The sequence below is a fragment of the Neobacillus rhizosphaerae genome (assembly GCF_937468385.1).
Lineage (GTDB): Bacteria > Bacillota > Bacilli > Bacillales > Cytobacillaceae > Neobacillus > Neobacillus rhizosphaerae.
This window is the reverse complement of the sequence record NZ_CALBWS010000001.1, coordinates 216236-242615: the sequence shown is the minus strand read 5'-3', so window position 1 is coordinate 242615 and position 26380 is coordinate 216236. Positions and strand designations below refer to the sequence as shown.

General features: G+C 37.1%; 24 protein-coding genes. 16 read left to right on the top strand and 8 right to left on the bottom strand.

What is annotated here, in order from left to right:
* Positions 1–8 precede the first annotated feature (8 nt).
* Positions 9–1250, bottom strand: coding sequence for an MFS transporter (locus M5A78_RS01160; RefSeq protein WP_248733450.1), 1242 nt, complete (start codon positions 1248–1250; stop codon positions 9–11).
* 60 nt (positions 1251–1310) lie between these two features.
* Entirely contained in the window at positions 1311–1766 is a 456-nt protein-coding gene (locus tag M5A78_RS01155; RefSeq protein WP_248733735.1) for a CBS domain-containing protein, read from the bottom strand.
* Between the two features lie 175 nt (positions 1767–1941).
* On the opposite strand from M5A78_RS01155, the gene M5A78_RS01150 reads away from it, so the two are divergent.
* Positions 1942–2364 (top strand): MarR family winged helix-turn-helix transcriptional regulator, encoded by a 423-nt coding sequence (locus tag M5A78_RS01150; protein ID WP_248733449.1) that lies wholly within the window; start codon positions 1942–1944, stop codon positions 2362–2364.
* 246 nt (positions 2365–2610) lie between these two features.
* On the opposite strand, the gene M5A78_RS01145 is transcribed toward M5A78_RS01150, so the two are convergent.
* Complete coding sequence (locus M5A78_RS01145; protein WP_248733448.1) at positions 2611–3744, bottom strand: polysaccharide deacetylase family protein; 1134 nt, start codon at positions 3742–3744, stop codon at positions 2611–2613.
* 337 nt (positions 3745–4081) lie between these two features.
* On the opposite strand from M5A78_RS01145, the gene aspA reads away from it, so the two are divergent.
* Positions 4082–5500 carry an aspartate ammonia-lyase gene (aspA, locus tag M5A78_RS01140; RefSeq protein ID WP_248733447.1) on the top strand — a complete coding sequence of 473 codons (1419 nt, stop codon included), beginning with the start codon at positions 4082–4084 and terminating at the stop codon, positions 5498–5500.
* A gap of 108 nt (positions 5501–5608) precedes the next feature.
* On the opposite strand, the gene M5A78_RS01135 is transcribed toward aspA, so the two are convergent.
* A complete protein-coding gene (locus M5A78_RS01135; RefSeq protein WP_406603658.1) occupies positions 5609–7309 on the bottom strand; it encodes a PucR family transcriptional regulator in 1701 nt (566 codons plus the stop codon).
* 293 nt (positions 7310–7602) lie between these two features.
* Between M5A78_RS01135 and M5A78_RS01130 the strand changes: the two genes are divergently transcribed.
* From M5A78_RS01130 to M5A78_RS01105, 6 genes are all read left to right on the top strand, one after another.
* Positions 7603–8475, top strand: a complete 873-nt coding sequence (locus tag M5A78_RS01130; protein ID WP_248733445.1) for a DUF2877 domain-containing protein — start codon at positions 7603–7605, stop codon at positions 8473–8475.
* A complete protein-coding gene (fdrA, locus tag M5A78_RS01125) occupies positions 8472–10016 on the top strand; it encodes an acyl-CoA synthetase FdrA (RefSeq protein WP_248733444.1) in 1545 nt (514 codons plus the stop codon). The genes M5A78_RS01130 and fdrA overlap by 4 nt, the downstream gene beginning before the upstream one ends.
* Positions 10017–10019: 3 nt before the next feature.
* Complete coding sequence (locus M5A78_RS01120; RefSeq protein WP_248733443.1) at positions 10020–11447, top strand: YlbE family protein; 1428 nt, start codon at positions 10020–10022, stop codon at positions 11445–11447.
* A gap of 114 nt (positions 11448–11561) precedes the next feature.
* Positions 11562–12731, top strand: coding sequence for an ankyrin repeat domain-containing protein (locus tag M5A78_RS01115; RefSeq protein ID WP_248733442.1), 1170 nt, complete (start codon positions 11562–11564; stop codon positions 12729–12731).
* Positions 12732–12971: 240 nt separating this feature from the next.
* Entirely contained in the window at positions 12972–14513 is a 1542-nt protein-coding gene (locus tag M5A78_RS01110) for a xanthine permease (RefSeq protein ID WP_248733441.1), read from the top strand.
* Between the two features lie 122 nt (positions 14514–14635).
* Positions 14636–15088 carry a nucleoside deaminase gene (locus M5A78_RS01105; RefSeq protein WP_248733440.1) on the top strand — a complete coding sequence of 151 codons (453 nt, stop codon included), beginning with the start codon at positions 14636–14638 and terminating at the stop codon, positions 15086–15088.
* A 97-nt stretch (positions 15089–15185) separates the two neighbouring features.
* Here the strand turns inward: M5A78_RS01105 and M5A78_RS01100 are convergent, their stop codons facing one another.
* Both M5A78_RS01100 and M5A78_RS01095 read right to left on the bottom strand, forming a co-directional pair.
* Complete coding sequence (locus tag M5A78_RS01100; RefSeq protein WP_248733439.1) at positions 15186–16058, bottom strand: alpha/beta hydrolase; 873 nt, start codon at positions 16056–16058, stop codon at positions 15186–15188.
* Between the two features lie 188 nt (positions 16059–16246).
* On the bottom strand, positions 16247–16552 hold the full coding sequence (locus M5A78_RS01095; protein WP_248733438.1) for a hypothetical protein: 306 nt from the start codon (positions 16550–16552) through the stop codon (positions 16247–16249).
* A gap of 300 nt (positions 16553–16852) precedes the next feature.
* Between M5A78_RS01095 and M5A78_RS01090 the strand changes: the two genes are divergently transcribed.
* Positions 16853–17839 carry a VanW family protein gene (locus M5A78_RS01090; protein WP_248733437.1) on the top strand — a complete coding sequence of 329 codons (987 nt, stop codon included), beginning with the start codon at positions 16853–16855 and terminating at the stop codon, positions 17837–17839.
* A 118-nt stretch (positions 17840–17957) separates the two neighbouring features.
* Here M5A78_RS01090 and M5A78_RS01085 read toward each other — a convergent pair whose 3' ends face one another.
* Positions 17958–18164, bottom strand: coding sequence for a methionine aminopeptidase (locus M5A78_RS01085; RefSeq protein ID WP_248733436.1), 207 nt, complete (start codon positions 18162–18164; stop codon positions 17958–17960).
* A gap of 275 nt (positions 18165–18439) precedes the next feature.
* Between M5A78_RS01085 and M5A78_RS01080 the strand changes: the two genes are divergently transcribed.
* The 6 genes from M5A78_RS01080 to M5A78_RS01055 all read left to right on the top strand — a co-directional run bounded on the left by M5A78_RS01080 (position 18440) and on the right by M5A78_RS01055 (position 23290).
* Positions 18440–18619 (top strand): hypothetical protein, encoded by a 180-nt coding sequence (locus tag M5A78_RS01080; protein WP_248733435.1) that lies wholly within the window; start codon positions 18440–18442, stop codon positions 18617–18619.
* A 136-nt stretch (positions 18620–18755) separates the two neighbouring features.
* A complete protein-coding gene (locus M5A78_RS01075; RefSeq protein ID WP_248733434.1) occupies positions 18756–19103 on the top strand; it encodes a PadR family transcriptional regulator in 348 nt (115 codons plus the stop codon).
* Positions 19084–19722 carry an HAAS signaling domain-containing protein gene (locus M5A78_RS01070; RefSeq protein ID WP_248733433.1) on the top strand — a complete coding sequence of 213 codons (639 nt, stop codon included), beginning with the start codon at positions 19084–19086 and terminating at the stop codon, positions 19720–19722. Before M5A78_RS01075 ends, M5A78_RS01070 begins: the two co-directional genes overlap by 20 nt.
* Before the next feature lie 71 nt (positions 19723–19793).
* Entirely contained in the window at positions 19794–21254 is a 1461-nt protein-coding gene (locus tag M5A78_RS01065) for a DUF4153 domain-containing protein (RefSeq protein WP_248733432.1), read from the top strand.
* 165 nt (positions 21255–21419) lie between these two features.
* On the top strand, positions 21420–22295 hold the full coding sequence (locus M5A78_RS01060; protein ID WP_248733431.1) for an ABC transporter permease subunit: 876 nt from the start codon (positions 21420–21422) through the stop codon (positions 22293–22295).
* On the top strand, positions 22292–23290 hold the full coding sequence (locus M5A78_RS01055; protein WP_248733430.1) for a hypothetical protein: 999 nt from the start codon (positions 22292–22294) through the stop codon (positions 23288–23290). Before M5A78_RS01060 ends, M5A78_RS01055 begins: the two co-directional genes overlap by 4 nt.
* 129 nt (positions 23291–23419) lie before the next feature.
* On the opposite strand, the gene M5A78_RS01050 is transcribed toward M5A78_RS01055, so the two are convergent.
* Entirely contained in the window at positions 23420–24208 is a 789-nt protein-coding gene (locus M5A78_RS01050) for a TIGR00266 family protein (protein WP_248733429.1), read from the bottom strand.
* Between the two features lie 418 nt (positions 24209–24626).
* Here M5A78_RS01050 and M5A78_RS01045 point away from each other — a divergent pair, with 418 nt between their 5' ends.
* Positions 24627–26375, top strand: a complete 1749-nt coding sequence (locus M5A78_RS01045) for a SulP family inorganic anion transporter (RefSeq protein WP_248733428.1) — start codon at positions 24627–24629, stop codon at positions 26373–26375.
* Positions 26376–26380: the final 5 nt, after the last annotated feature.

The following is a 26380-nucleotide window of genomic DNA, read 5'->3' as shown; positions in this document are numbered from 1 at the left end:
AGGTAAACTTAATGAGCTGACTCCGCTTCATCAACATGATTGATATGCTCGTAATTGAACCAAATAAATAGCACTGATACTAGAACAAAACCCGCTCCAACAATGAAAGGAACAGAGGGGTTGAAAATTTCTGCGAGCTTTCCGGCCATAAATGGTGCAATTGCACCACCAATAAAACGCAGAAAGCTGTAGGCGGCAGATGCCGTTGATCGTTCAACCGTGGTGGCATTCATCACGGCTGTGGTAATTAGGGTATTATTATTTCCCAATAAGGCACCGGCCAAAATAACGGCAGCGATGATTACCCATTGCGTTGATGTCCAGATTCCCATTGCAAGTAGAAGCAAAGCAAACAAGATTAACATGGAACACATTGATTTTACGGTTCCAAACCGTTGCTGGAGTTTGGGAGCCATAAAGACAGAGGTGATTGCTAGCAATAATCCCCAGCCAAGGAATACAAAGCCTAATCCATGCTCATCTAAACCCATAACGAAAGGTGCATAAGCCAGTAAGGTAAAGAACCCAAAGTTATAAAGTGCAGCCGATATACCTAAAACCAATAGGGACCGGTGCTTTAAAGCGCGAAACGGATCCAATAAAGAGATTTTTGGTTGGAGAGTGCTTTGAATATTGGATTTTGGCATTAAAAAAAGGAGTCCAATAAATGCAATAACCATCAATGTTGCCACACCAAGAAAAGGGCCTCTCCAAGACATAGCTCCTAACCAGCCACCAAGTAGTGGGCCAACAGATATTCCAAGTCCGACAGCTGCTTCATATAAAATGATTGCTTTCCCGATTCCACTGTTAGAAAGAGACACAATTGCAGCTAAAGCTGTAGCAACAAACAATGCATTACCTAAACCCCAGCCACCTCGCAGTCCCACAAGTGTCCAGATACCATTTGATAATCCTCCTAAAGCTGAAAAGATTGCGATAATGATGATACCAGTGAGCAATGTCCATTTAACTCCGAGCCTTGAAGAAATCGCACTGGTAACAAGCATAGCAACAGCCATAACGGCATTATAGCTAGTGAAAAGCAATGTTACTTCACTATGAGAGGCATTTAGATTTTTGGCGATTGCAGGCAGAATTGGATCTACAAGACCGATTCCCATAAAAGCGATAATACTTGCAAAAAAAACGGCCCACACTGCCTTGGATTGACTAAAAAGGCTAGCCCTTTCAGTCAATCCACCCGAATTTTGCAGCGTGGACGTAACAGAGTTAGATGTTGATGGCATTCCCATTTCCCCTTTTGTTTTATTTCTCCTTTAGTTCCGTGTCCCTTTAAAAACTGGTTTTTACAATAACGCTTTAAAGGAATTCCTAATTACATCACCACGGCTAATGATTCCAACCAATACACCATACCGTTCAACCGGAACTTTTTTGATTTGTTTTTTTCCTAAAATAGCCGCAATGTTCTCTATTTCTTCATCCCAGGAAATTTTGAAGATCTTCTTTTTAGCAATCTCCATAACATTTAAATTCAACAAACGCTGTTCTCGTTCCTCAAACTCTTCCTGATCCCCTTTAATGACGAAGGTATAGTAGAAACTATCTACGATTCGATCTTCATGCTTGCCAATATAGCGCATGATATCTCCATCACTTACAAAAGCAACAATTTCGTTTCTGTCGTTAACTACGGGAAGACCGCTGATTCGATATTCAATAAATTTTTCAATAACGGATCTTACGTTATCACTCTCCATTACTTTGTGAACGTGGCTTATCATAATCTCATGTGCTTGCATCATTCGTCTCCTTTTGTGTTTTAATAAAAATGGTTGTATAATGAAAGTATATGATTGTATTATACAACTATTTTTTTCTTAGTCAATAGGCTTATCATTTCAAGTGTTTGTAAAAGTTGGTAATTGTGATATCATAGGCACTAGAAAATAGATATTACTGTGAGGTAGTTAAGACATGTTTGAAGAGTCTCTGGAAATGATTGAACTCGAATTATCCATTCTCATTCGCCGCTCAACCTCGATTTCATCAAATCGAAAAATTGGTAATCTTGATCGCGCTGCTTATCTTTTACTACGTCGCATTGCCTCTAAAGGTGCTGCGGGTGTAAAAGTTTTAGCAGGGGAATTCAAGTTGGATGTTTCCACCATCAGTAGGCAAGCAGCTGCTTTGGAGCAAAAGGGTTATTTGTACAGAATTCCCGATCCGCTGGATGGAAGGGCCTACACCTTACAAATAACTGAACTTGGAACAATGGAATTAAACGAGTTTAAACAGGCACGATTGGTAAAAATAAAAGAAATGCTTAAGGATTGGCCCGATGAAGAACGGAAAGTATTTGGACAACTTTTGAAAAAATTCAATCAAACCTTCATTTGACCTTATTTTCTCATTTAGTCTAATTCCGCCATTAATAATATGGCTTTATATTGTGCAGTTAATCTATACAGTCTTTTTTTATTATTTTATTGTTGTTGTATAATGTAATTTAACAGCTTTGGGACTTGCGTTTTATAGCAATAAAAGAGTGAAAATCTAGTTTTCGAAAAAAGGTGTCACAATTAATCGTTTTAACGATTTTATTGCGACACCTTTTATTTCTATTATGAAGTTATCCTATAGTTCTTATCTTGACTCGACTAATGCAGCAAATTGATTAATTGTAGTGGAGTTAGATATCCGCACACGGTGCATAAGTAGCAATTCATCTGACTCGCCTTTTTCGATAAACTGCCCTGGCTTGGTGGTGGTTGCAAATTTATAGTATTTTTTCGTTTCCTCGACGACCTTGTCATTGAAATGACCAAAAGGATAGGCAATGGCAATAACTGGCTTACCGGTAATTTGCTCAATTTTTTCCTTTGAAGCATTTAGTTCTTCTTCATAATTCGTTATTTTGGGCAAATCTGCATGCGACATTGTATGGGATTGTATAGAAAAAATCCCGGAATTGACCATTTCTTTTATATCCTCAGTTGACAGCCGGTAGGAACCACTGTCAATATAGCCAGCAATGACATATTCTGTTGCAGCTGGTTGAAACCGTTCATCTTTCAATTCCTGAAGAATTCGAAATGCATTTAGGTTGTTTTTCATACCATCATCGAAAGTGACAAGTATAGGTTTATTCACTTTATTCACTTCATCCCAACGTTCAAATGTAAGAAGTGTATAACCCTTATCCTTTAAATACCTCATTTGTACCTCGAAATTGGCAGGCGTAACAAATAGGTCCTTTAAGCCCTCACCTTTATATTCATCAATGGCATGATACATAAGGATTGGTACATGCTGTTGGAATGTTACAGCAGATTTAGCCAGCAGTTCTTCTCTGCCATCTTCAAGTTTTCCATATGCCTCCACCTGAAATTCTCCACACTTGTCCAAAAACTCCTTCGTATCGAACATAAATGAATAATTATTTTCTTTTTGATTTGACATGAAAATCTTCATACTTTCTTGTCCATCAGCTGTGCGCCATATATGGTAATTTATTGCTGACACATTTTCCGTTCTATCGATGGTAGTAATGGTTATCTTCGTGGATTGATAAGTGAGTGGGCTAAATGAAATGGTTCCTTTGGGATCGAATATAGTGTTATCGTTAACTTCCGGCGATTCACCTTGATCAGGTTCCTTAGCGACTACTACATGTTTGATTGTCGTTACGTCCTTGTTCGTCTTGGCGTTTGCTTCCAATAAACTACAACCAGAAAGTAAAAAAGTAGAAATGAGAACTAAATTAATGAGCTTTTTCATTTTATCCATCCTTGTACAATAGTAATCTCGGACAATATCATATCATTTACTCAATGGGAAGAAAAGACAATTGACGGTGTCTGACACCTATGTTTTTATCCTAGTTTGCATTACTTTTTTATATTTGATTAAGTGTAAATCCTGGGTTTATTGAAAATAATTTCTATTTATCAAAATGGTCATCACTGGTTTGGAATAATTTTTTATTTTTAATGAAATAACAGTGTAAATGGGAGACAGGATATAAATAAGCTGTTATTATTTTTGTGGGGAAGAAAATCATTATTAATAGAAGATTGAAATAATCTTTGCTACTAAGGATGGGAGACAGATGGTAATGGAAGCAAAAAGAGTTGAACAAGATTTTTTAGGTAAAAAAGAGATTCCAGCTGAAGCCTATTATGGAATACAAACCTTAAGGGCAGTTGAAAATTTCCCGATTACAGGTTATCGCATTCATGAAGAGTTAATTAAAGCACTGGCAATGGTTAAAAAAGCCGCTGCTATCGCCAATATGAATACGAAGAGTTTGTATAGCGGTCTTGGAAATGTTGTGAGTCAAGCAGCAGATGAAATTATCGAAGGTAAGTGGCATGATCAATTCATCGTTGATCCCATCCAAGGCGGGGCAGGGACATCAATGAATATGAATGCAAATGAAGTCATTGCTAATCGTGCCCTTGAATTGCTTGGACATGACAAAGGAGCATATATGCATTTAAGTCCTAATAGTCATGTGAATATGTCACAATCGACAAATGATGTATTTCCTACAGCGATACATATTGCCACACTTAGGCTCCTTGAAAAATTGCTTGAGACCATGGAATCAATGCATAAGGTTTTTAAAGGGAAGGCAAAGCAGTTTGAGAATGTCATTAAAATGGGGCGTACCCATCTGCAGGATGCTGTCCCGATTCGCCTTGGCCAAGAATTTGAGGCATATAGCCGTGTTGTTGAACGGGATATGATGAGAATTCAGCATTCTAAAGGTCATTTATTCGAAGTAAATATGGGCGCAACTGCGGTTGGAACCGGATTAAATGCGGATCCCAAATATATTAAAGATGTCGTTAAACACTTGGCGGAAATTAGTAGGCTTCCATTGGTGAATGCTGAACATCTTGTGGATGCAACTCAAAACACCGATGCTTATACCGAGGTTTCCGCTGCTTTAAAAGTTTGTATGATGAACATGTCGAAAATAGCAAATGACCTACGGTTGATGGCATCGGGCCCTCGTGCTGGGCTTGCTGAGATTACTCTTCCGGCTCGTCAGCCTGGTTCGTCCATTATGCCGGGGAAAGTAAACCCAGTCATGCCGGAACTTATTAATCAAATTGCCTTCCAGGTAATTGGGAACGATCATACCATTTGCCTTGCTTCTGAAGCAGGACAATTGGAATTAAACGTCATGGAGCCCGTGTTAGTTTTTAACTTGCTGCAGTCCATTAGCATTATGAACAATGGATTCCGTTCTTTTACTGATTACTGTCTTTCTGGTATTGAAGCAAATGAAGATCGACTAAAAGAATATGTAGAAAAAAGTGTTGGCATTATTACTGCCGTCAATCCTCATTTAGGCTATGAAGTGGCGGCACGCATTGCAAGAGAGGCAACTTTAACTGGAAAGTCCGTTCGTGAATTATGCTTGAAGTATGATGTACTAAGTGAGGATGAGTTAGATCTTATTTTGAATATTTATGAAATGACTAAACCAGGTATTGCCGGTGCGGCTCTCTTGGATAGAGATTAAACGCAACTTTTAAAAAAAGAATATCTCAATAGGAAAAGGGCCGCTAGTAGGCGGCTCATTAAAACTAACAATCAGTGGGGGATGAGAAAAACCCCGCTGATTGAAGTTTTACTTTATTCGAAGATTTTTATTTAATAATCTAAAAATTTTTAAGGCTAATTGTATTTGTAACAATTCCTCAGAGTTTTTTAAATCGCTGTTTAAGATCTCCTTGATCTTCTCGATCCTGTAAATGAGTGTATTTCTATGTAAAAACATTGCCTTTGCTGTTTCACTAATATTAAGGTTGTTTAGAAAATAGTTCTCTAACGTAATGATATAACCCGTCCCATGTAATTGATCATGCTCATAAATTTTTCCAAGACGTTTCATGAAAAAGTCTTCTAATTCCATGTCCTTAATATTACTATCCAAAAAGTGATAAATGGAATGATCCTCAAAATGAGATACTCCACCGCGATCATTAAACTTTTGCATGAGTCGGATCGATTCATTTGCCTCAGAAAAACTCTTGTGAAGGGAATTAATGGTTTCGTACTGCCTGCCAATTCCAATTAAATAGGTAGTGTTTTTTATTTGTTTTACCAGAATATCGTAAATTTTATTTGCATATTGTTTTATCTCACTTATTGTTAAAGACGGCTTATTTTCACTTTGACCAATCATAATGATGATTCGATTGCTTCGATGGAAGCAGGTAACCTCTCCATTTGCTAAATTCGTATGATTATAAACTAAATCGACACATTTCCTAGATATATTCTCCAATTGAACCTTCCTAGCCACTATATCCTCATAATATTCAAGCTCTTCCGCTTCAAAATTAATTACCATACAATAATACTTATATTTTGAATTTAAGCCATGCAATTCACTAAGTGTTTGGATTGTTTCACTAGATGTTATTTTTCCAGTTAGTAAATCATCAAAAAAATCTTGCCTAATTTTTAACTTTACTTCTTCAATTTCCCTTGCCTTTATCCTCTCAAGTGCCATGATCGTTGAAGCTTGTTCTAGGATAATATAGTCAAACTCTGTCAGTTCCCGTACTGTTTGCCAAACAACTATATATCCATAAAGATCATTTGCAACAGCGATGGGTAAGATGCGGCATTTAATTTCCATACCTTCCAAATAATAAATTCTTTTTATAGACTTTTTCATCTCACTTATATTTTGCGGGATGGAATTAATGAACTCATGATTGAATACAGGTCTAGTTTTTAATTCAAGGCAGTACTCGAGCGGAATTTTATTGTCCATGTGCTCTGTGTAATGCAATAACTTCCAATCCTTATCTACAAAAATAATCGGATTATTTATTGTTCCAGATAACATCGATGAAATTCTTTCGATGCCACCTCCTTCAAGCGTAATTCTAAAAAATAAATTATGCATGTCTAGGGTTTTTCTATTCAATAGATCGTATCTTCCTGAAGCCTTCTCATTAATAATTGAAATAACCTTAGACAAAGTATATTCAAAAGGCAACTCAATTAGTGGAAAATGATATTTATTCGCTTGGGCAATCATATTCTGCGGGAGTTTATCATAGTATCGTTTCATTTTCACCACAAGTCCAGCACAGTTAATTTCTGAAAGCTCCTTGATGATTCTATTTTGCAAATCTTCGTTATCCTTAAAAATATAACCTGTCGATAAAAGAAGTTCATTTGGTGATAGCCAGTCAAAGGCATCGGGATTTTCAATAATATTTACAATCGATATTTCATTATTAATTCCCTTTTCTCCGGCAACAATCTTTAGCCCATCAATGGCTTTAATATCAAAAAGTTCTTTAACCTTCATCAATCACACTCACTCCTTTGTCATAATTTCATCACAATGCATTGTACAACATGCACAAATGAAATCGAAGCTTTTTGGTTTTAATAAACGATGATGTTTTTTTGTAATCCATCTAAAATAATCCATGTAAGAGCATATCTTGTTAATTATATTAAACGTTATCGATATGATTCTTTCCACAAAAAAGAATCAAAGCCGTTTGAATATCATTATGCCTTACAAAAACATAAATCTGAAAGGAGCTGCATGAACAGACGTTCCAGGTCAATGAGGAGTCAAAGCTGAGAAATGCAATGTCTGGTGATCTAGGATTTATTGAGAGGATTAATATTTCGAGCCTAACCGGTTTTGTTCATAGCACATTTAGAAGGACAATTAATATTCAATGTAAGGAAAATGGCGAATTATTTACAATCGCAAGTAGCCAAGTTGATAATGGGCCTAACTCACTGGTGATTAATGCTGCTAGTCTCGATGAATTCAATATCGATGTAAATGAGGCAGTATTTGTAAAAAATAAAATGCTATTCATTTCAAATAAACTTGCCATCGTTATTGATAAGGCTGATAAGTGGGAAAGTATATTACCGGAATACCCATCTAATACTCAGAACGTAATTCGAAATATAAAAAAAATGAAGGAATACATCGATAACCACGGTAAAGCTGGAGGAATGAAAAAAAAATTATCTTCCCAAAGTCCTTATGAAACGGAATTGTCTAGATTGCTAGAAGAACGAACTATTTTACTAGAAAAGGAATTGTTAAACAATCGATTAGCCCATGCATTGCAGCATGCAGTTTCGTTAATAGGTCTTGGCCCCGGGCTAACTCCATCGGGGGATGACTTTTTAGTTGGATTATTTACGACCATTAATTTGAGGAATAGTCCTCTCTATTCGCAACAATCATTTTGTGAAGAAGTGGTGCAGAGAGCAAAACCCTTAACGAATGAAATAAGCTATATGGCGTTAAAAAAAGCATCTATTGGTAAAGTGAGAGAGTCAATTATTCATTTAGTTCATTCCATACTTTATGGAAAAGAATCTGACTTATATCTCTCTTTAAATAAAGTATTAAACATCGGCTCTTCATCTGGAACAGATATTGCCTTAGGACTGATCTGTGGGTTGGAAGCCAATCTTAGAGTAGGAGGTCAATTATGACTGTACAAGCTATTGTAAAGCCAAACACCTATTTCGATTCTGTTTCTTTAATGTCTCTGTCAACAAAAGCAAACCAGATTGATGGCGTTGAACAAGCGATTATCGCAATGGGTACTGAAATGAATAAAGAAGTAATGAAAAACGTTGGTTTGATGACACCAGAAGTGGAAGTGGCAAAATCAAGTGATTTGATTATTGTTGTAAAAGCTGAGACGGATGATCTTTGTGAAAGCGCATTCATGAGTATCGATGAATTATTTACAAAAAAGGATACATCCAAGGGTAAAAGCGAAATCAAATATTCAACCATTGCTTCAGCAGCCCAAGGAATTCCAGAAGCAAATTTAGCAGTGATTGCGGTAAACGGAGCTTATGCACCTAGAGAAGCTAGAAAAGCTCTGGAAAATAATCTCCATGTCATGTTATTTAGCGACAATGTCAGCATTGAAGACGAAATCGAATTAAAGAAATTGGCACATGAAAAAGGTTTACTAATGATGGGTCCAGATTGCGGAACAGCAATTATTGGCAATGTGGCTTTATGCTTTGCCAATGCTGTAAGAAAAGGCAGCATCGGTATTGTTGGTGCATCAGGAACTGGCAGTCAAGAAGTTAGTGTCCGGATACATGAATTCGGTTGCGGAATCACACAGATGATTGGAACCGGTGGTAGAGATCTTAGAGAGGAAATTGGCGGAATCATGATGCTTGATGGTATAAAGGCACTTGAAGAGGATGAAGCAACTAAAGTCATTGTCCTTATTTCCAAGCCACCGGCACCAAGTGTCGAAGAGAAAGTACTAGCGCAAATAAAACAATGTAAAAAGCCAGTTGTTGTATGGTTTGTTGGTGGAAATGAAGAGAAAGTCAAACAAGCAGGCGGTCATTTTGCAAAAATGTCAAAAGAAGCTGCGCTTAAAGCGGTCCTATTGGCTGGTGCTGAAGAAAACAAGCTAAACAAACGTGCCTTAAATATTCCACTAATTGAAGAGGTTCGTGCAAAGTTAACACCAGAACAAAAATATATTCGCGGACTCTTCAGTGGAGGAACTCTTTGTGATGAAGCGATGCATACCGCGATGGAGAAGTTCGATAATGTCTATAGTAATATTCAAAGAGATCCTAATTATCGTTTGAAAGATAAAAATATCAGCCAAGACCATACATTTATTGATTTTGGTGATGATGAGTTCACACAAGGTAAACCACATCCAATGATTGATCCATCTACTAGAATTTCAAGGTTTATTCAAGAAGCGAAGGATCCATCCGTTGGTGTAATCGTCATGGATTTTGTATTAGGCTATGGTGCCCACGAGGATCCTGTCGGAGCAATGCTCCCAGCGATCATGGAAGTAAAGCAATTGGCAGAACAAGAGGGAAGACACCTAGAAATTATCGGCTATGTTCTTGGAACAGAATTAGATCCGCAAAACCTTGAAGAACAAGTAGAGAAACTCCTCGCTGCAGGTGTAACACGTGCTAGCAGCAACCAGAATGCAGGTCTTTTGGCTAGAGAATTTGTTGTGAAGGGAGAATAAGCCATGAGTAAAATTAACGAGCTTTTTAATCAAAAACTTAATGTAATTAACGTGGGTATTGAATCCTTTAAAGATGATTTATTGATGCAAAATACAGAAGTAACTCATCTAGAATGGACACCACCTGGCAGAGGAAACCCTGACCTAATTGCAGCTCTGGATTTGCTTGATGATCCAGCAATTATTGAAAAAATTGAAGCTGCAAATAAGTTGGCTGTCGAAAGAATTATTAATTCACAACCAGTATTAATTGGTTTTGAAAAAGCAATTGACTGTGTACCAGGTATGACGAAAACGACAATTCTACATGCAGGCCCACCAATTACATGGGATAAGATGAATGGTCCTATGAGAGGTGCTGTAACTGGAGCAATCGTATTTGAAGGACTAGCAAAGGATTTAGAGGAAGCCGCACATCTTGCCGCGTCCGGTGAAATTACCTTCTCCCCTTGTCATGAGCACAACTGTGTCGGCTCCATGGCTGGAGTAACATCCGCTTCGATGTATATGCACATTGTGGAAAACAAAACCTATGGAAACCTTGCCTATACAAACCTAAGTGAGCAATTATCAAAAATCCTTCGAATGGGCGCAAATGATCAAAGTGTAATTGATCGATTAATTTGGATGCGTGATGTGTTTGGTCCTATCTTAAGTGAAGCGATGAAGTTAAATCCAGATGGTATTGACCTGCGGTTAATGCTCGCCCAAGCCCTTCATATGGGTGATGAGTGTCATAATCGTAACGTTGCGGGGACAACACTATTAATCCAAGCATTAACGCCTAATATTTTAAAAACAGATTTCTCTATGGACCAAAAGATCGATGTTTTTGAGTTTGTAGCAAGCAGTGATTATTTCTCTGGTCCAACATGGATGGCACTTGCCAAATGTGCTCTTGATGCAGCACACGGTATTGAAAACAGTACCATCGTCACAACAATGGCACGCAATGGTACTGAATTTGGTATCCGTGTAAGTGGAATGGCTGGTAACACATGGTTTACGGGGCCAGCACAAAAAGTAATTGGTCCAATGTTTGCCGGTTACAAACCCGAAGACTCAGGACTAGATATCGGGGATAGTGCAATTACAGAAACGTATGGTATCGGTGGATTTGCGATGGCTACAGCTCCGGCAATTGTCGCCCTTGTAGGTGGGACAATCGAAGACGCAATCGGCTATTCTACAAATATGAAAGAAATTACAACATCAGAAAATCCAAACGTTACCATTCCATTGCTTAATTTCATGGGTATTCCAACTGGAATTGATGTTCGCAAGGTCGTTCAAACAGGAATTTTGCCAATCATCAATACGGCAATAGCCCATAAGGAAGCGGGAATTGGAATGATTGGAGCGGGTATTACCCATCCTCCGGTTGAAGCTTATGAAAAGGCGTTACTTGCTTTAAGTGAAAATATTAAGTAAAAGTTTCTGGTCCTAACTCGTTTAGGGCCAGAACAGATATGATTGATTACTAGCGTTAAATTATATTATCAAAATGACTTCCTGTTAGGAATATAGCTAAAGGAGAGAATAATCTTGGAAAATCATTCCTTGAACACAAAACTTATTCATGCTAGTGAACAGGGAGATCTAGCAGTTGTAGAACGGCTTTTAAATGAGGGGACTAGCGTTGATTATAAAGATGCTGGCGGCAGAACAGCCTTAATGGCAGCAACACAAAAAAATCAAATTGCGGTAGTAAAATTGTTATTAGAAGCTGGCAGCAATGTGAATTCCAGAGATATTACGCAACTAACCCCATTTATCTGTTCGGGAGCAAATGGATTTCATGAAATATTAAGTTTAATGCTCCGGTATGGGGCAGATTTAAACAGTGTTAATCGGTTTGGTGGAACAGCACTGTTACCTTCAAGTGAGAAAGGCTACTTGAAGACGGTCCAAGTTTGCTTGGATGCTGGAGTTCCCGTAAACCATGTGAACAATTTAGGTTGGTCCGCCCTACTCGAGTCTGTCATTTTAGGTAATGGCGGCAGGCTTTATTCTAATATCATTCAAGAACTTGTGGATGCTGGTGCAGATGTGAATGTACTAGATAGAGACGGGAAGTCTTCACTTCAGCATGCCAAAGAAATGGAGCAACATAAGGTTGTTAGCATTTTGAACAAGGATTATGTAGAATCGAATGAATCGATTAACAAAGCAAAAATGCTTGCTAGAATCGATAAGTATGAAGAGGCGATCGTAGAGGTTGAAAAAGGCCTTGAAAATGATAGTCAAAACCTTGATTTAAGATACTATAAAGGCTATTTCTTACAAGAATTAAAGTGGTTTGAAGAGGCACTTGATGAGTACAACAAGGCATTGGCATTAAATTCAAATGATTTGGATTTCTATTTCTACACAGCCAATTGTTTAAGGTTAATGAAAAAACCTGAAGAAGCCCTAGCAGAATATGATAAAGCTAGTGAGCTTAATCCTAATGAGACGTTTTATCGCTATCACAAATCCAATTATTTAAGAGAATTGGGAAGGCACGAGGAAGCAGTGCATGAAATGAATCAGCTACTCTCACTACAGCCGCATCGATATGATTTTTCATTTCATAAGGCAAATAGTCTGAGATCATTAGGTAAACATCAGGAAGCAATAGAGGCTATAGAGAATGCCATCGAACATGACCCGACGAATCCTTTATATCATATGCATAAGGAACAGTCTATTGAGTTACTTAATAAGAAACAATAGTAAGGGTATTTGATAGATTTTGGCCGAACTTCTCATCTATTCGTGGAGATGCGAACTTTTTTGGATTATCAATTGCAAAACTAATTGCTTATATTATTCTTTGAGAGCAGGAAAGAAATTGGGGATTAAGGAGCCTATTGACTGTATAATTTATACAACCATGGCGATTAAATTCATTACTTAATGCTTATTACAATTTAGTTGTAATAAAAAATAATAGATTTTTAAGGAGAATTTTACATGGGGAACGTATCTTTTTGGAAAAAGGGAGACTTTGCTGCTTCCTTCGGTTTGTTCGTTAATGTTTTGACAGACTTTTTAGTTATGATCTCATTATTAATTGGTGTAGTTGGTATGCCAAAAGAGTTTGTTTTTAAACAAATTGTTCCTGGCTTTGGATTTGCTGTATTGCTATCTGGCATTATGTTTGCTTATTTTGCTTATAAATTAGCTAAGAAAACAGGTAGAAATAATATTACCGCACTACCATCAGGTTCTAGTTCACCTGGTATTTTTCTTATCGTATTTGTGATTATGCTTCCTCTATATCATCAAACAAAAGATGCTGCTTTCACAACAACAGTCGCTGTGCTTTGGGGCTTTGTTGAGGCTGCCATTTTAATAATAGGTGCATTCCTGGGTGAAGCTATTAGAAAGATCGTCCCAAGAACTGTATTGCTAGCAGCCTTGGCTGGTTTGGCATTTGTATTCTTGGGTATGAACCCAATGCTACAATCTTTTGAAATGCCTGTAGTGGCATTTGTTGCATTAATAATCATCTTCATGAACTGGTTAAGTAAACATCCAATATTGAAGAAAATACCTACGGGTTTATTATTGATAGTAGTTGGAACTGCAATTGCTTGGATAGCTGGATATCAAAATCCTGCTGATGTTACTGAAGCTCTAAAATCATTCGGCTTTAATCCTCCTATGTTGCATTTAAATGGGTTTGCCGACAGTTTTAACGCTGCTTTGCCATATTTATTAACTGCTGTACCTCTAGGATTATCAAACTACATTTTTAATCTGGAAAACGTTGAAGCTGCTGCTGTTTGTGGGGATGAATACAAAACTAGAGACGTTATGCTTACAAACGGTTTTTGTACTGCAATAGGTGGCCTTTGTGGTAACCCATTCCCAGTAACAGTATATGTAGGTCATGCTGGTTGGAAAGAAGTTGGTGCAGGTTTAGGCTATTCTATTGCTAGCTCTGTTGCAATATTCCTATTATCGGTTTTCAGTCTTATGGGTCTGTTGCTAGCTGTTGTCCCAATTGCCGCTATTGTTCCGATGCTCGTGTTTATTGCGATTGTAACAGGGCATCAAGTTGTCAAAGAAAGTCCGAAATTTGAAGCTCCGGCAATCTTTGTATGTTTCTTCCCATGGGTTGCTAACTGGGCACTTGTTGCTGTTAATAATGCACTTTCAGCTGCTGGTATGTCGGTAGGGACAGCTGCCAATCAAGTTTCTTCACATGCCCTGCACAATGCTGGACTTTTCTACGATGGCTTGGTTGCTCTAGGTAATGGTGCTCCTATTACTAGTGTTATTTGGGGTTGTATAGCTATATTTACTATCCGCAACACGCCTATTGGAGGCATAATAGCTGCAGTGCTAGGAGCCGCTTTAACTTTTGTTGGTGCAATTCATACAAGCACTCTCGGACTTGCACAAGCAACTGCTATGCCTTTCGTTTGGGGATATCTACTAATTGCAGCATTTTTAGCGTATAAACTCTATGTAAATAAGAAAGATAATATTGGTCCTGTTACAGAGTAAAAATAAAAACCACTCAGGAATAAGAACATTTTGATCCTACTCTTGAATAGCAAACATAATCAAAGTTTATAAGATATATTTTTATAAAACTATCTGCAATAAATAATAGGAGGAATTTGATTATGGATTACATGAAATTGGCAGCAGAAGCAACGATTAAAGGGATGGATAAAAAAGTTGGGGGACCATTTGGTGCAACAATCGTTAGAGGCGATGAAATTATCGCTGTTGTAAGCAACACAATGATGAGAGATACAGACCCATCTGCACATGCAGAAATGGTAGCTATTAGAGAGGCTTGTAAGAAACTAGGCACAATGGATTTATCTGATTGTGTAATATACGCAACTTGTGAACCATGTCCAATGTGTTTGTCAGCTATCATTTGGTCAGGCGTTAAAGAAGTTCATTATTGTAACACAAGAGATGATGCTCATGATCATGGTTTTTCAGACATGCATCTTCGTAACTATCTAACTGGGGAAGATAAAAGCGTACTTAACATGGTAAAGGTAGAGCAAAGAGATGATTGTGACAATCTATTTGAGCATTTTCACAAACTAAATCAGAAGTAGGATTTCTCTACTACTTTTGAGCAGAAGAAAAGCAGACAATCTATCAGATTGTCTGTTTTTCTCTTTAGCTTGGGATTTAGTAATATCAATAAATAGCTTATTCTGATAAGTGAATTTGCAGAAATTCAATCATCTGATTAAGTGCATCTTGAACAACAGGATGATGAAAATCTTTATCAAATACATGCTCTCCATTTGGAATAGTAATTAACTTGGTTTCTATCTGTTCCTTTATAAGGGCGGCTCTCATAAATACAGATTGTTCGTAGGGAACATCTGTATCCTTTGTCCCGTGTAATAATAGGGTAGGTGGGTAATCCTTGGTAATATTTTGTTTCGGACAAAACTTTTGGAGTACTTCCTTATTAATTGTTGGATTAACACCTGTAATTTCTTGAATCCACTCTCCGTGCTGTCTGGCATATACATAAAGGAGAAATCGCTGTTCTATCGATGCCTCTGTTAAGATATGGTCTGAAATCAGCCTTTTCGCAAGTTCATTAGGAACTAGGTCTTTTTGGCAATAGAATTTGCTAGGACTCGTAGCCCAATTACCAACAATATCTCCATATCCATAAAAGGAGACGATTGCGCGTGGTTTATGAGTAAAGGTTCCTGTACTAAGAGCCAAAAAACCACCTGCTGAACTACCCACCACAGCTATTCTTTTGGGGTCAAAGCTAAAATGCTTTGGTCCTTCTGACTCTATCCAGTGAAGTGCGTCTTGAATGTCTTCAATGATGTCTGGTAGTTTTGTCTCAGGTGCTAGCCTATAATCAATAGAAAACAAGGCAAAACCATTATCAGTGTAAAGTTTTATCATTTCATCACTAATATCTTCTCTTGTTCCCCAAACGAGCCCACCACCATGAATATAAACGACAACGGGTGCGTGTGTATGGTTAGTTTCATAAAAATCAGCCTTAATTGTAAAACGATCATCTTGCTTGTATATAACTGTCTTCTTCATTAATCTTTCCCCGTCCAATCAAGAAAGTAAGGTAAAGTAAAGGTGTAACTATTATGATAAGAATATCGAATTTTAGTTTATCAAAATGCTGAGGATAAGTCATTAAAGATCCCTTTCAACAATGAACCAAAAAACTATCTTCACAAATGATAAAACTTTCAGAGGTTTTTCCATGGGAGTTACCAAACTTAAATGCTGCGGTAAATTTGGGTATACATACTTCCTTCAGCAATGTTTTCGAGAAAAAACTCACCAATGAGTTTTAAGTATTCTTCATCATCGAACATCTTTTTATTTTGTAATTCCATTTCTGCTAATCCTTCATAAGTAGAAAGAAGTGCATACGTATAATCTCCCCCAGAAACTGGTGCTAATAATTCTACCTTGTGATCATAATTTTCATTTCGAAATTTTTTAATCTCTTTTAAATTTTCAATTCCCTCTTTGAATTTATTTTGCTTAATCACAAACGTCTGATATACATATACAGACATTTTGGACACCCCCAAAAATTTTAACAAACTTAACTATACTATTTACGTAATCAGAGTATTTATTCTTCTCTTGTGAAGGGAGATTTAAGATTTTCCAGTTTATTTTATCCGATACCCAAATTTTTAATTTTCTATTGAGATAAAATAAAGCAAAAGAACTAGTTTTTGATTTTTAGCAGGAGAATGGAAATTAAAATGGAATAGAAAAGGTAAAACATTAAAACTAATGTCTTGCGGAACGCGTCTAAAAAATATAAGGATGTTATAAGATTCACGATAAAAAGGAAAAGTTGGGGGAAAATGGTTAAGTTTACATGGGTAATTTCACTTTTATTAGTAGGAAGTTTACTAGGATTAACTGGATGCGCCGAGCAAACGACGAAAGAAAATCCTGTCAAGGCCTCGGAACTACAAAAGAAAAGGGAAAAGGAGGAAGCCAAGAAGAAAGAAGAAGAAAAGCCGGTAATAGTAAATATCATCGATCCAAATACGAAAAACATGATTAAAACCTTTACTCCAAAGGAGATTGGATTTGGGATTGATAATGAAAAGTATAAAGCGGAAATAGGAATATGGGCAAAGGAACTAGCCAGAGGGACTAATGAAACCCTTGGTTATGACAAGAGGATGATTCTTGATAAGCTGGATGCAAATGGTCAAGTTATTAAAGGAACACCGCAAACAATCCTTAATGAATCAGAGTTAGTTGAAAAAATTCTTAAGGCTTCAGAAAAGGGCGGAAGTGTAGAAATACCGCTTTATGTCACTGCAAGTGGTTATAAACTTGAGGAGGCAGCAAATTTGGGCGAAGTCGTAATCGCTTCCTATACTACCCATTTTAATAGCAGTGTCGTTGGAAGATCTAAAAATATTGAGTTATCAGCACAAGCAATCAATAATATTATTATTGGAAACCAAGATGCCTTCTCGTTTAATACGACAGTAGGACCGAGTGATGCCGCGCACGGGTATCAAAAGGCACAGGAAGTGGTTGAAGGAAAATTGGTTGAGGGCATTGGCGGGGGCATTTGCCAGACATCTTCAACATTGTTTAATGCGGTTGATAAATTAGCTGTAAGTTATATAGAAAAGCATCACCATTCTTTGCATGTTGGCTATGTTCCAACAGGAAGAGATGCAACGGTTTCCTATGGAGGTTTTGACTTTAGATTCAAAAATACTTCAGGTGTACCAATTTTATTAAAAGCAATTGTCAGAAAAGGGTCACTTACTGTAGAGGTAAGGACAGCCAAGGCCTACCAGGGTCTTATAAAGAAGCGTAGTTAATAACTGAGTTGAAGAAGGTTTCACTAATAAAATCAAAATATCCCTTCATGAACCACTGATTAGATGGTTTATTGAAGGGTTTTTTATTTTTTGAAATTATGTTTGTATCCTCTCGAGATTATCTCATTTCTTCCCAATCTGTATAATGACCGCTGCCCTGACATCCTGAACATTCAAAGGAATTAAAGTAGGCAAATTCATTATAGGGGTAAACGGTATAACCTCGACCCTGACAATCAGGACATTTGCCTTGGTCTTTCATATTGGAGACATGATTTTGATAGCGCGTCTCTTTCCATTGATTAAATGAGTTGAGTAGTCCCATTTTCTTCACCTCATCTTTTTTCCTTAGTATGAAGAAAAAATGGAATTATTATACTTATGTTTTTCTTGAATTTAGGGAAACTATCGGAATGGACAATTCCACTTTTTATCTACTGAAGTTATTTAGTGATAATAAATTATATGAAAAATTGCTCATGTTTGTGAGTGCTTAATACAGTTACTACACTCTTTCCATTTAAATTGGATGAGTTTTTTTGTTATGAAATGGAGAATATTTTATTGTTAGGGAAAACTATTATGGAAGAGGTGATTTTGATGGGAAAATGGAATGAGCAGGCCGCGCCAAATAATAATTTAGCGCCAAAAACAATCAAGGCAGGAGAGTTAGTAGGGGATGAGGCAAAACAAGAGTTTTCCGAAGAATTATCTGATGGTGGGGAAAGGGATCAATATATTGAACTTGAACATAAAAATAATCGAAAAAATATGAAATAGGCAATTAAATTAGGAGTGGCGATTGCAAAATCGTCACTACTTTTAATTTGTAAAAAAAAATCCTTAACCTCTTTACAAAGTCAAATAAAAAATGTAGAATTTCTATGTACCTAATATTTCTAGGTAGGTGATAATCATGTTTAACCGTGAATTGGTAAAAGGCAGTACGTCCTTAATTTTGCTTCAATTATTACACGAGCGAGATATGTATGGCTATGAATTAGTCAAAGAATTAGAGCAACGGAGTGATAATGGCTTGAGTGTAAAGGAAGGAACTTTGTATCCAGCACTTCACAAGCTTGAAAAGCAAGAGTACATTGAGTGCTATTGGCAGGAGCAGGAAAAAGGTCCAGCGCGAAAATATTACCAAATTACAAAAGCAGGGAAAGAACTTTTAGGTGAAAAAACGCGTGAATGGCAGGACTTTGTTAAAGTAATGAACAAAGTTATAGGGAGATCAAAGCATGGAACGGCCGAAGAATAGGTTTCTTAGCGAGCTTGCAAACGGGCTAGGAAACCATCCAGATAAAGAAAATATCCTTCTCGAGTATGAGTCACATATTGAAGAAATTCTGTTGGAATCTTTTAATAGTACGAACGAGGAAGAGGTTGGCGAAAGGATTGTCTTACGGCTTGGCAGACCCGAAGAAATTGCTGAATTGTGGAGAGCAGAGCTAACTGTTACACCGAGTAATATGAAATGGATGTTTATTCTGTTAAATATCCTCTTTTTCGGGGGAGGCAGTCTATTAACACTCGCTCACAATCTTTTTCAATGGGAATGGTTGACAGTCATTTGGAATCACTTAACGGCAATCCCTACCTTAATTGCCTTTTTGTATCTGTTCTTTTGGGCATTACTCGGTTATGAAATTGGCAAAGGCTTCGGGCATGGTGGACGAACGCTTCTTAGAAAGACGTTTTTACTCTCACTCATACCAAATTTAATGTTAATGTTCCTAACGGTTTTTCAAATCATACCGCATTCTTGGTTCGCCCCATTATTAACAAAAACGTTTATTATAGCTTGTATCATTTTTACCGTCATCCTTTACCCAGTAAGCTGGATTGGCTACCGTTGGGGGAGGAAGGCCTCGATATGAGCAGTTTTTTTTGCTTATATACCTAGTAAAACTATATATATAGAAAATCTACACAAATGAGGGATGAAATAATGGAAATGAAAATTAGTAAAGCGGATTGGCTCTTTTTATTCTTCTGTCTGCTGCTTGGGATTCTAGCAGAAGAAGCGTTTTTCCGTGGACAAATCGGGATTTCCTATATTGTGTTTGTCATGGCATTTTATACGGTGTTTTTGTGGCGTTACCGTCGTTTCCCATTTTCACATCAACGCTTTGGCTACCTTGTGATTTGTTGTATATGGCTTCTAGCAACCAGTTATTTGTTAAACGATAACATACTTTTTTATGCTCTTAATATCATGGTGATTCCAGGATTAATTATTTTTCATCTTGTATTAGTTACCAGTCCGAAAAACTTCCAATGGGCGAAACCAGTCTTTGTTATCTATTTATTTTCAAGGCTTTTAGAAGCGATTAAGTATAATGCAGCTTTTGTAGCACTATTTGGAAAAGGTTTGAAGCAAGACGTGGATGAGGACAAATTATTAATCTGGAAAAAAATAATGATTGGGATGTTAATTTCCGTTCCAGTTTTGTTGATTGTATTAAAATTGCTAATTTCGGCAGATACTCAGTTTGAACGAATGATTGGCGGCATTCCAGATTGGTTCCGCATTTTGGATGCAGAAGTGCTTATCCGATTAATCATTATTCTCATCTACACCGGTGCCTTCTTCGGATTCATGCAGGTGCTAGTCAAAAAACAAATAAAAGTGAGGAAGCAACAAGCGGATACTCAAGTGGTCCATCTCGATTCGATTATCTCACTAACAGTCTTAATTGTGATCAATACGGTTTATGTTTTATTTACACTCGTTCAATTTAAATATTTCTTTGGCGGTACATTACAGGGTGACTATACCTATGCAGAATACGCAAGAAAAGGTTTTTTTGAGCTATTGTTTGTCACACTTATTAATTTGTCGATAACCGTTGTTATCCTAACCTTTGTTAATCATACCACAAGTGTTATGAAGCGAATGACTCAGACCATGTTAACCATCCTAGTATTAGCCAGTTCGGTAATGTTAAGCTCTTCCTTTTTAAGGTTACACCTTTATGAGGAGGTTTATGGGTTTTCATTCATCAGGGTGCTTGTCCATTCGTTTATGATATTCCTGGCCGTCATTTTCACCTATACATTGGTGAAAATTTGGGTGGAGAAGCTATCTTTATTTCACTTCTATTTTATTACTTCTCTAATATATTACACAACGATTACAGTGATTGATTTGAATAAAATCGTTGTGAAAGAAAATATGAACCGCTTTCAAACGAGTGGAAAAGTAGATGTTCATTATCTCAATAGCTTATCTTCTACGGGAGTGCTTGGATTAATTGAACTTTATAAAATAGATCAAAATATACCGGATTTACGAACCATTTTACAAGAGCAAAAAAATGAGGCCATGAAAAAGAGCTCTCCGTGGCAATCGTATAATCTAAAACGAGAGCAAGTATTAACAGAACTTAAAAAGCTAGATTTAGAATAGGAAGAACCTGGCATGCATAAAAAAATGCATGCTTTTTAAGTTCTTTTGAAACATTATTTATCCCAATTCGTCTAATAGAATTGAGAATGTTGCAAAAACATCTGTTACAATGAAAATAAGGGCAAGGTCTTAAGCTATAGATATTAAAGTTTTTGAGGTGGAAAAATGAAGCGATTGTTACGTGCAATTATTAGACTTGTTTTAATCTTAACCGGTTTTCTCTTTATTTTTAATCTTCCTTTATTATTAGGAATTGGAAAAGATTCAGTGGAAGTAAATTTCAACATGTTTTGGGAGAATGTAAAGGCAGATTTTCAATATTTACTACAGATAAAGGACGCTATGTACTTGAGCTTTTTTAAGGAACTGGATATATCAGGAAGTTATAAATACACTATGACGATACTCCTTGGCAGCCTAGCAGTTATTATTCTTGTTGCCATGGTTATGGCTATTTTAATTTTGATTGCTCCGAAAAAGGTTAGAAATCGATTAAAAAGCGGCGTCAATTTATTCGAAGCAGTCCCGGATTTACTGATAATTTTTCTTTTTCAGTTTTTTGTCATTACGCTTTATAAATCAACGGGTTTAAAGTTTTTACAGCTTTACGGTTTTATGGATGTAAAACCTTATTTTGTTCCAATTGTAACAGTCTCCTTCCTGCCGCTATTTTTATTATTACAGTTTCTCATTAGGGTCATTATTGAGGAACAAAATCAGCCATATGTTCTCTACGTAAAAGCAAAAGGAATGGGTCGATTAAGAACATTACTTGTACATATAATCCGCAATATTTTTCCACTTTTAGTTTTACAGTTAAGAACCATCATATGGGTATTATTATCAAATATTTATCTTGTAGAATTTATGTTTAACATTAACGGGTTTAACCGGCAATTTGGAAATGTTATTTTTCGCGGAGGAGATTTTGCTTCTCTAATAGCCAGTTTATTGATGCTATCTATTCCACTGTTGGTGATTGAAGCAGCAGGATGGTTGATTTCAAAGCAGATTAAAGGAAAGGAGGTCATCGGTTTATGAGAACTTATAAAAAGACACTCATTGGTTCTACTTTGCTTCTAATCCTTTTATTAATGAGTTGTTTATATCCATATTACGGACCTATTGATTTTAATCACCAGGTTCTAGTTAAAGATGAACATGGTAAAATAATTGACAGAGCTCCCTTTCCACCATCTGAAAAACATTGGCTAGGAACAACCCGCAATGGTGAGGACTTGCACTGGCTTTTACTATATGGTGCGAAATTTACGTTAATAACTGCATTTAGTGTTGCCGTCCTAAGGGTTCTTTTGGGTGGAATTTTTGGAATGTTCTTATCACTTTGGGCGCCATTTTTAAAAAGTTATTTTAATGACTTTTTTTTATCTATGCGGTATATACCGTCCATTTTAATTGCATATATTTTGATGAAATCAATTGTCGGGGCTCCTAACGATGTTGCCATCACCTCTATAGTTACTTACCAACTGATTATTTTAGTATTTATCGGTTTTCCTTCGGTAACCCTTTTTGCATCAGATATAACGGATGAGTTATTAAAAACCTCGTTTGTCCAAAGTTCATACTTATTGGGAGCGGGGAAATTACATATTGTAAGAAGACAATTACTACCGTACATGCGTTCTTATGGTATTTTATTTACCGTTCAGCAGATTATAAGTACCTTGCAGATCACCATGCAATTAAGTATTTTTGGACTTTTTCTTGGTGGAATCAATAGGGCTGGGATTTTTGGATATGATGATGCAGAAGATCGACCAAAGCCGGCATCCTTATCTAATGAATGGGCCGGATTGATTGGCCAAAATTTTACAGAGTTTGTCCTGTCACCTTGGATTGTCTTCGTTCCTGTTTTTGGTTTCTTCTTGGTTATTGTGATTGTCAATATGATAAAAAAAGAATTAGAAGACAATATCTTAGGGATTCAGACGATGAAAATGAAACGGAATAAAAAAGAAGTACCCCTTTCTGTGAAAATACCATCCAAGGGAAAATTTGATTTAATAAATTAAAATATAATGAACTCCATATTTTTTCAGGGAAGGGGCTACTTCAATTTGGTTATTATCGTTTCCTTTGTTGAAAAACAAAAAAACAGGATTTGATGATCCTGTTTTTTTGTATTGATGAAGGACTCATTATCAGTCACCGCTAAACATATCAAAAATTCCTTTTGCCATGCTGCCTTCATCTTTTGATCCTCCACGAGAAGGCGCAGCTGCAAATACCCGGCTGGCAAGCCTACTGAATGGTAGAGATTGAACCCAAACCGACCCTGGTCCGCGCAGCGTTGCAAAGAACATTCCTTCGCCACCGAATAACGCTGTTTTTACTCCTTTTACAAATTCGATATCATATTGAACATTGCTGGTCATCGCTACTAAGCATCCAGTATCCACCCGCAAGGATTGGCCAGGCAGGAGTTCTTTTCTAATAATGGTGCCTCCAGCATGAATAAAGCACATTCCGTCGCCTTCAAGCTTCTGCATAATAAATCCTTCACCACCAAAGAAGCCCACACCCAGTTTACGCTGGAACTCAATTCCTATTGAGACTCCTTTTGCTGCCGCAAGGAAAGCGTCCTTTTGACAAATAATTTTACCTCCATACTGTCTTAAATCCATTGGAATAATTTTTCCAGGGTAGGGGGATGCAAACGAAACGTGTTTTTTCACCATTCCTGTATTTGTAAAGGTAGTCATGAACAAGCTTTCACCGGTAAGAACACGTTTGCCAGCATTAAACAATTTGCCCATTATCCCGCTTCCTGTGCCGCTGCCATCTCCAAAAATAGTCTCCATATGTATTTCATCTTCCATCATCATAAAGCTTCCTGCCTCAGCTACAACCGATTCCTGCGGGTCAAGCTCTACTTCAACGAACTGCATGTCATCGCCGTAAATATGATAATCGATTTCATGGTTATTCATAGCCATACCTCCGTTTGTTAAAAATTTTATTCCTATATTCATTATAAAAAATTTATGAAAATAGTGCTAATTTAATATAAAAAAGGACGTCTGTAAAAACAAACGTCCTTTGCGTATTGAGGCGAAGAACCACACTCCACATAGTGTGCTCCATAAGGAATGTTCCTCGGCTTACACAACTCAGCTCATCGCTCAATTATTATAACATTTTTTTCGTGGAAGAACAAGCGATTTTTTTTTTTTTACAAAAGTCTTGATTATTTAATGCTATTATTCTATATTCAAATAATCAGATATATAAAGAAAACTCGTCGATTGGCAAGCCGTTAGGCGAAGACAGAGGCGTAGTTGCACTTATGCCTGATAGGAAAGTTCTACTTTCCTATCGGCCAAAAATAAAAAGATAAGAAGGATGAATATGTTTACTGACAAAAGATTCCATCATTATTCCTTAAGAAGCTTGCCAAAGGATCTCCTTGCAGGGTTGATTGTCGGGGTCATCGCGATTCCGCTTGGTATGGCGTTCGCAATTGCTTCAGGGGTGAAGCCTGAGTATGGAATCTATACGACTATTGTTGCCGGGATTCTCATCTCCCTATGCGGGGGATCAAAGTACCAGATTGGCGGTCCAACCGGAGCTTTTATTCCGATTTTGTTTGGTATTGTGATGACGTACGGTTATGAAAATCTTCTCATTGCAGGATTTATGGCTGGGGTTATTCTCCTATTGATGGGGATATTTAAACTTGGATCATTGATTAAATATATACCAAGACCTGTAACAATTGGGTTTACCACTGGAATCGCCGTCACGATTTTTACAGGGCAATTAGCTAGTTTCTTAGGTTTAGAGGGAATAAAGAGGCATGAGGAATTTATTAGAAACATTCAAGAAATCTGTATTCACCTTAACTCAACCAGTATTTTTAGTGTTTTAACGGCAGCTATTTGCTTGGGAACCGTTATTATCACCCCAAAGATAGCTCCGAAGATTCCGGGCCCCCTGATAGGGTTAATTGTTTCTACCTTGATTGCAACTGTCTTTTTCCCTAGTCAAGTAGCAACAATCGGAACTGCCTATGGAGATATCCCAAGTACATTGCCGAAAATTCATATCCCGACCATAAATATGGAGATACTTATTAAACTAATAAAGCCTGCATTTGTTATTGCCATGCTTGGTGGTATAGAATCACTTCTTTCGGCGGTCGTAGCAGATGGGATGACAAATAGTAAACATAACAGCAACAAAGAGTTAGTCGGTCAGGGAATTGCAAATATGATTACCCCATTATTTGGTGGAATCCCTGCAACCGGTGCAATAGCCCGTACGGCAACCAATATTAAAAATGGAGCTATTTCGCCTGTTTCCGGAGTCATTCACGGGGTAGTTGTATTACTCATTCTGGTGTTTTTTGCTCCTTATGCTTCGTATATTCCATTAGCAAGTATGGCACCTATCTTAATGGTTGTTGCATGGAACATGAGTGAAAGAAAGGTATTCACCCATATTTTAAAAACAAAATCAACCGATTCGCTTGTACTTGTGGTCACGTTTTTATTAACCGTTTTTGTCAATTTGACTATTGCAGTCGAAGTAGGCCTTATCATGTCTACGATTCTGTTTGCAAAGAGAATGAGTGATGTAATGGTTACTAAAAAAGCGCTGCCAAATCCGCAAACTAAACACGAAAAGCTTGAAACAGAGATGGTTACAGATACACACGACTGCCCGCAAATCAGTATTTTTAATGTGGAAGGCCCATTGTTTTTTGGAGCGGCCCTTACATTTGAAGAAACAATCATGAAGACCATTAATTATCGTCCAAAAATTCTCTTGTTAAGAATGGGAAGAGTTCCTTTTATTGATACAACAGGTGAAGCGAATTTATCGAGGATTGTTCACCATTTTTCGAAAAATGGTATAGTGATAATATCGGGTCTAAATTCTCAGCCGGAAAATGTTTTGAAAAAGACAGGCCTACTTGAAATCATTGGTGAGGAACATTTTTTTGATCACACAGGAGAGGCCATTCAATATGCTCTAACTCAAATTAATAAAAATAAATGCCTCGGGTGTAAACATTTTGCCTTTAGGGAATGCAAAAACCTATCAGTTGTGGAAAGTGTGGAAGGTAGCAGGAAAAAGCTTACAGCTACTTTCTAAGAGTA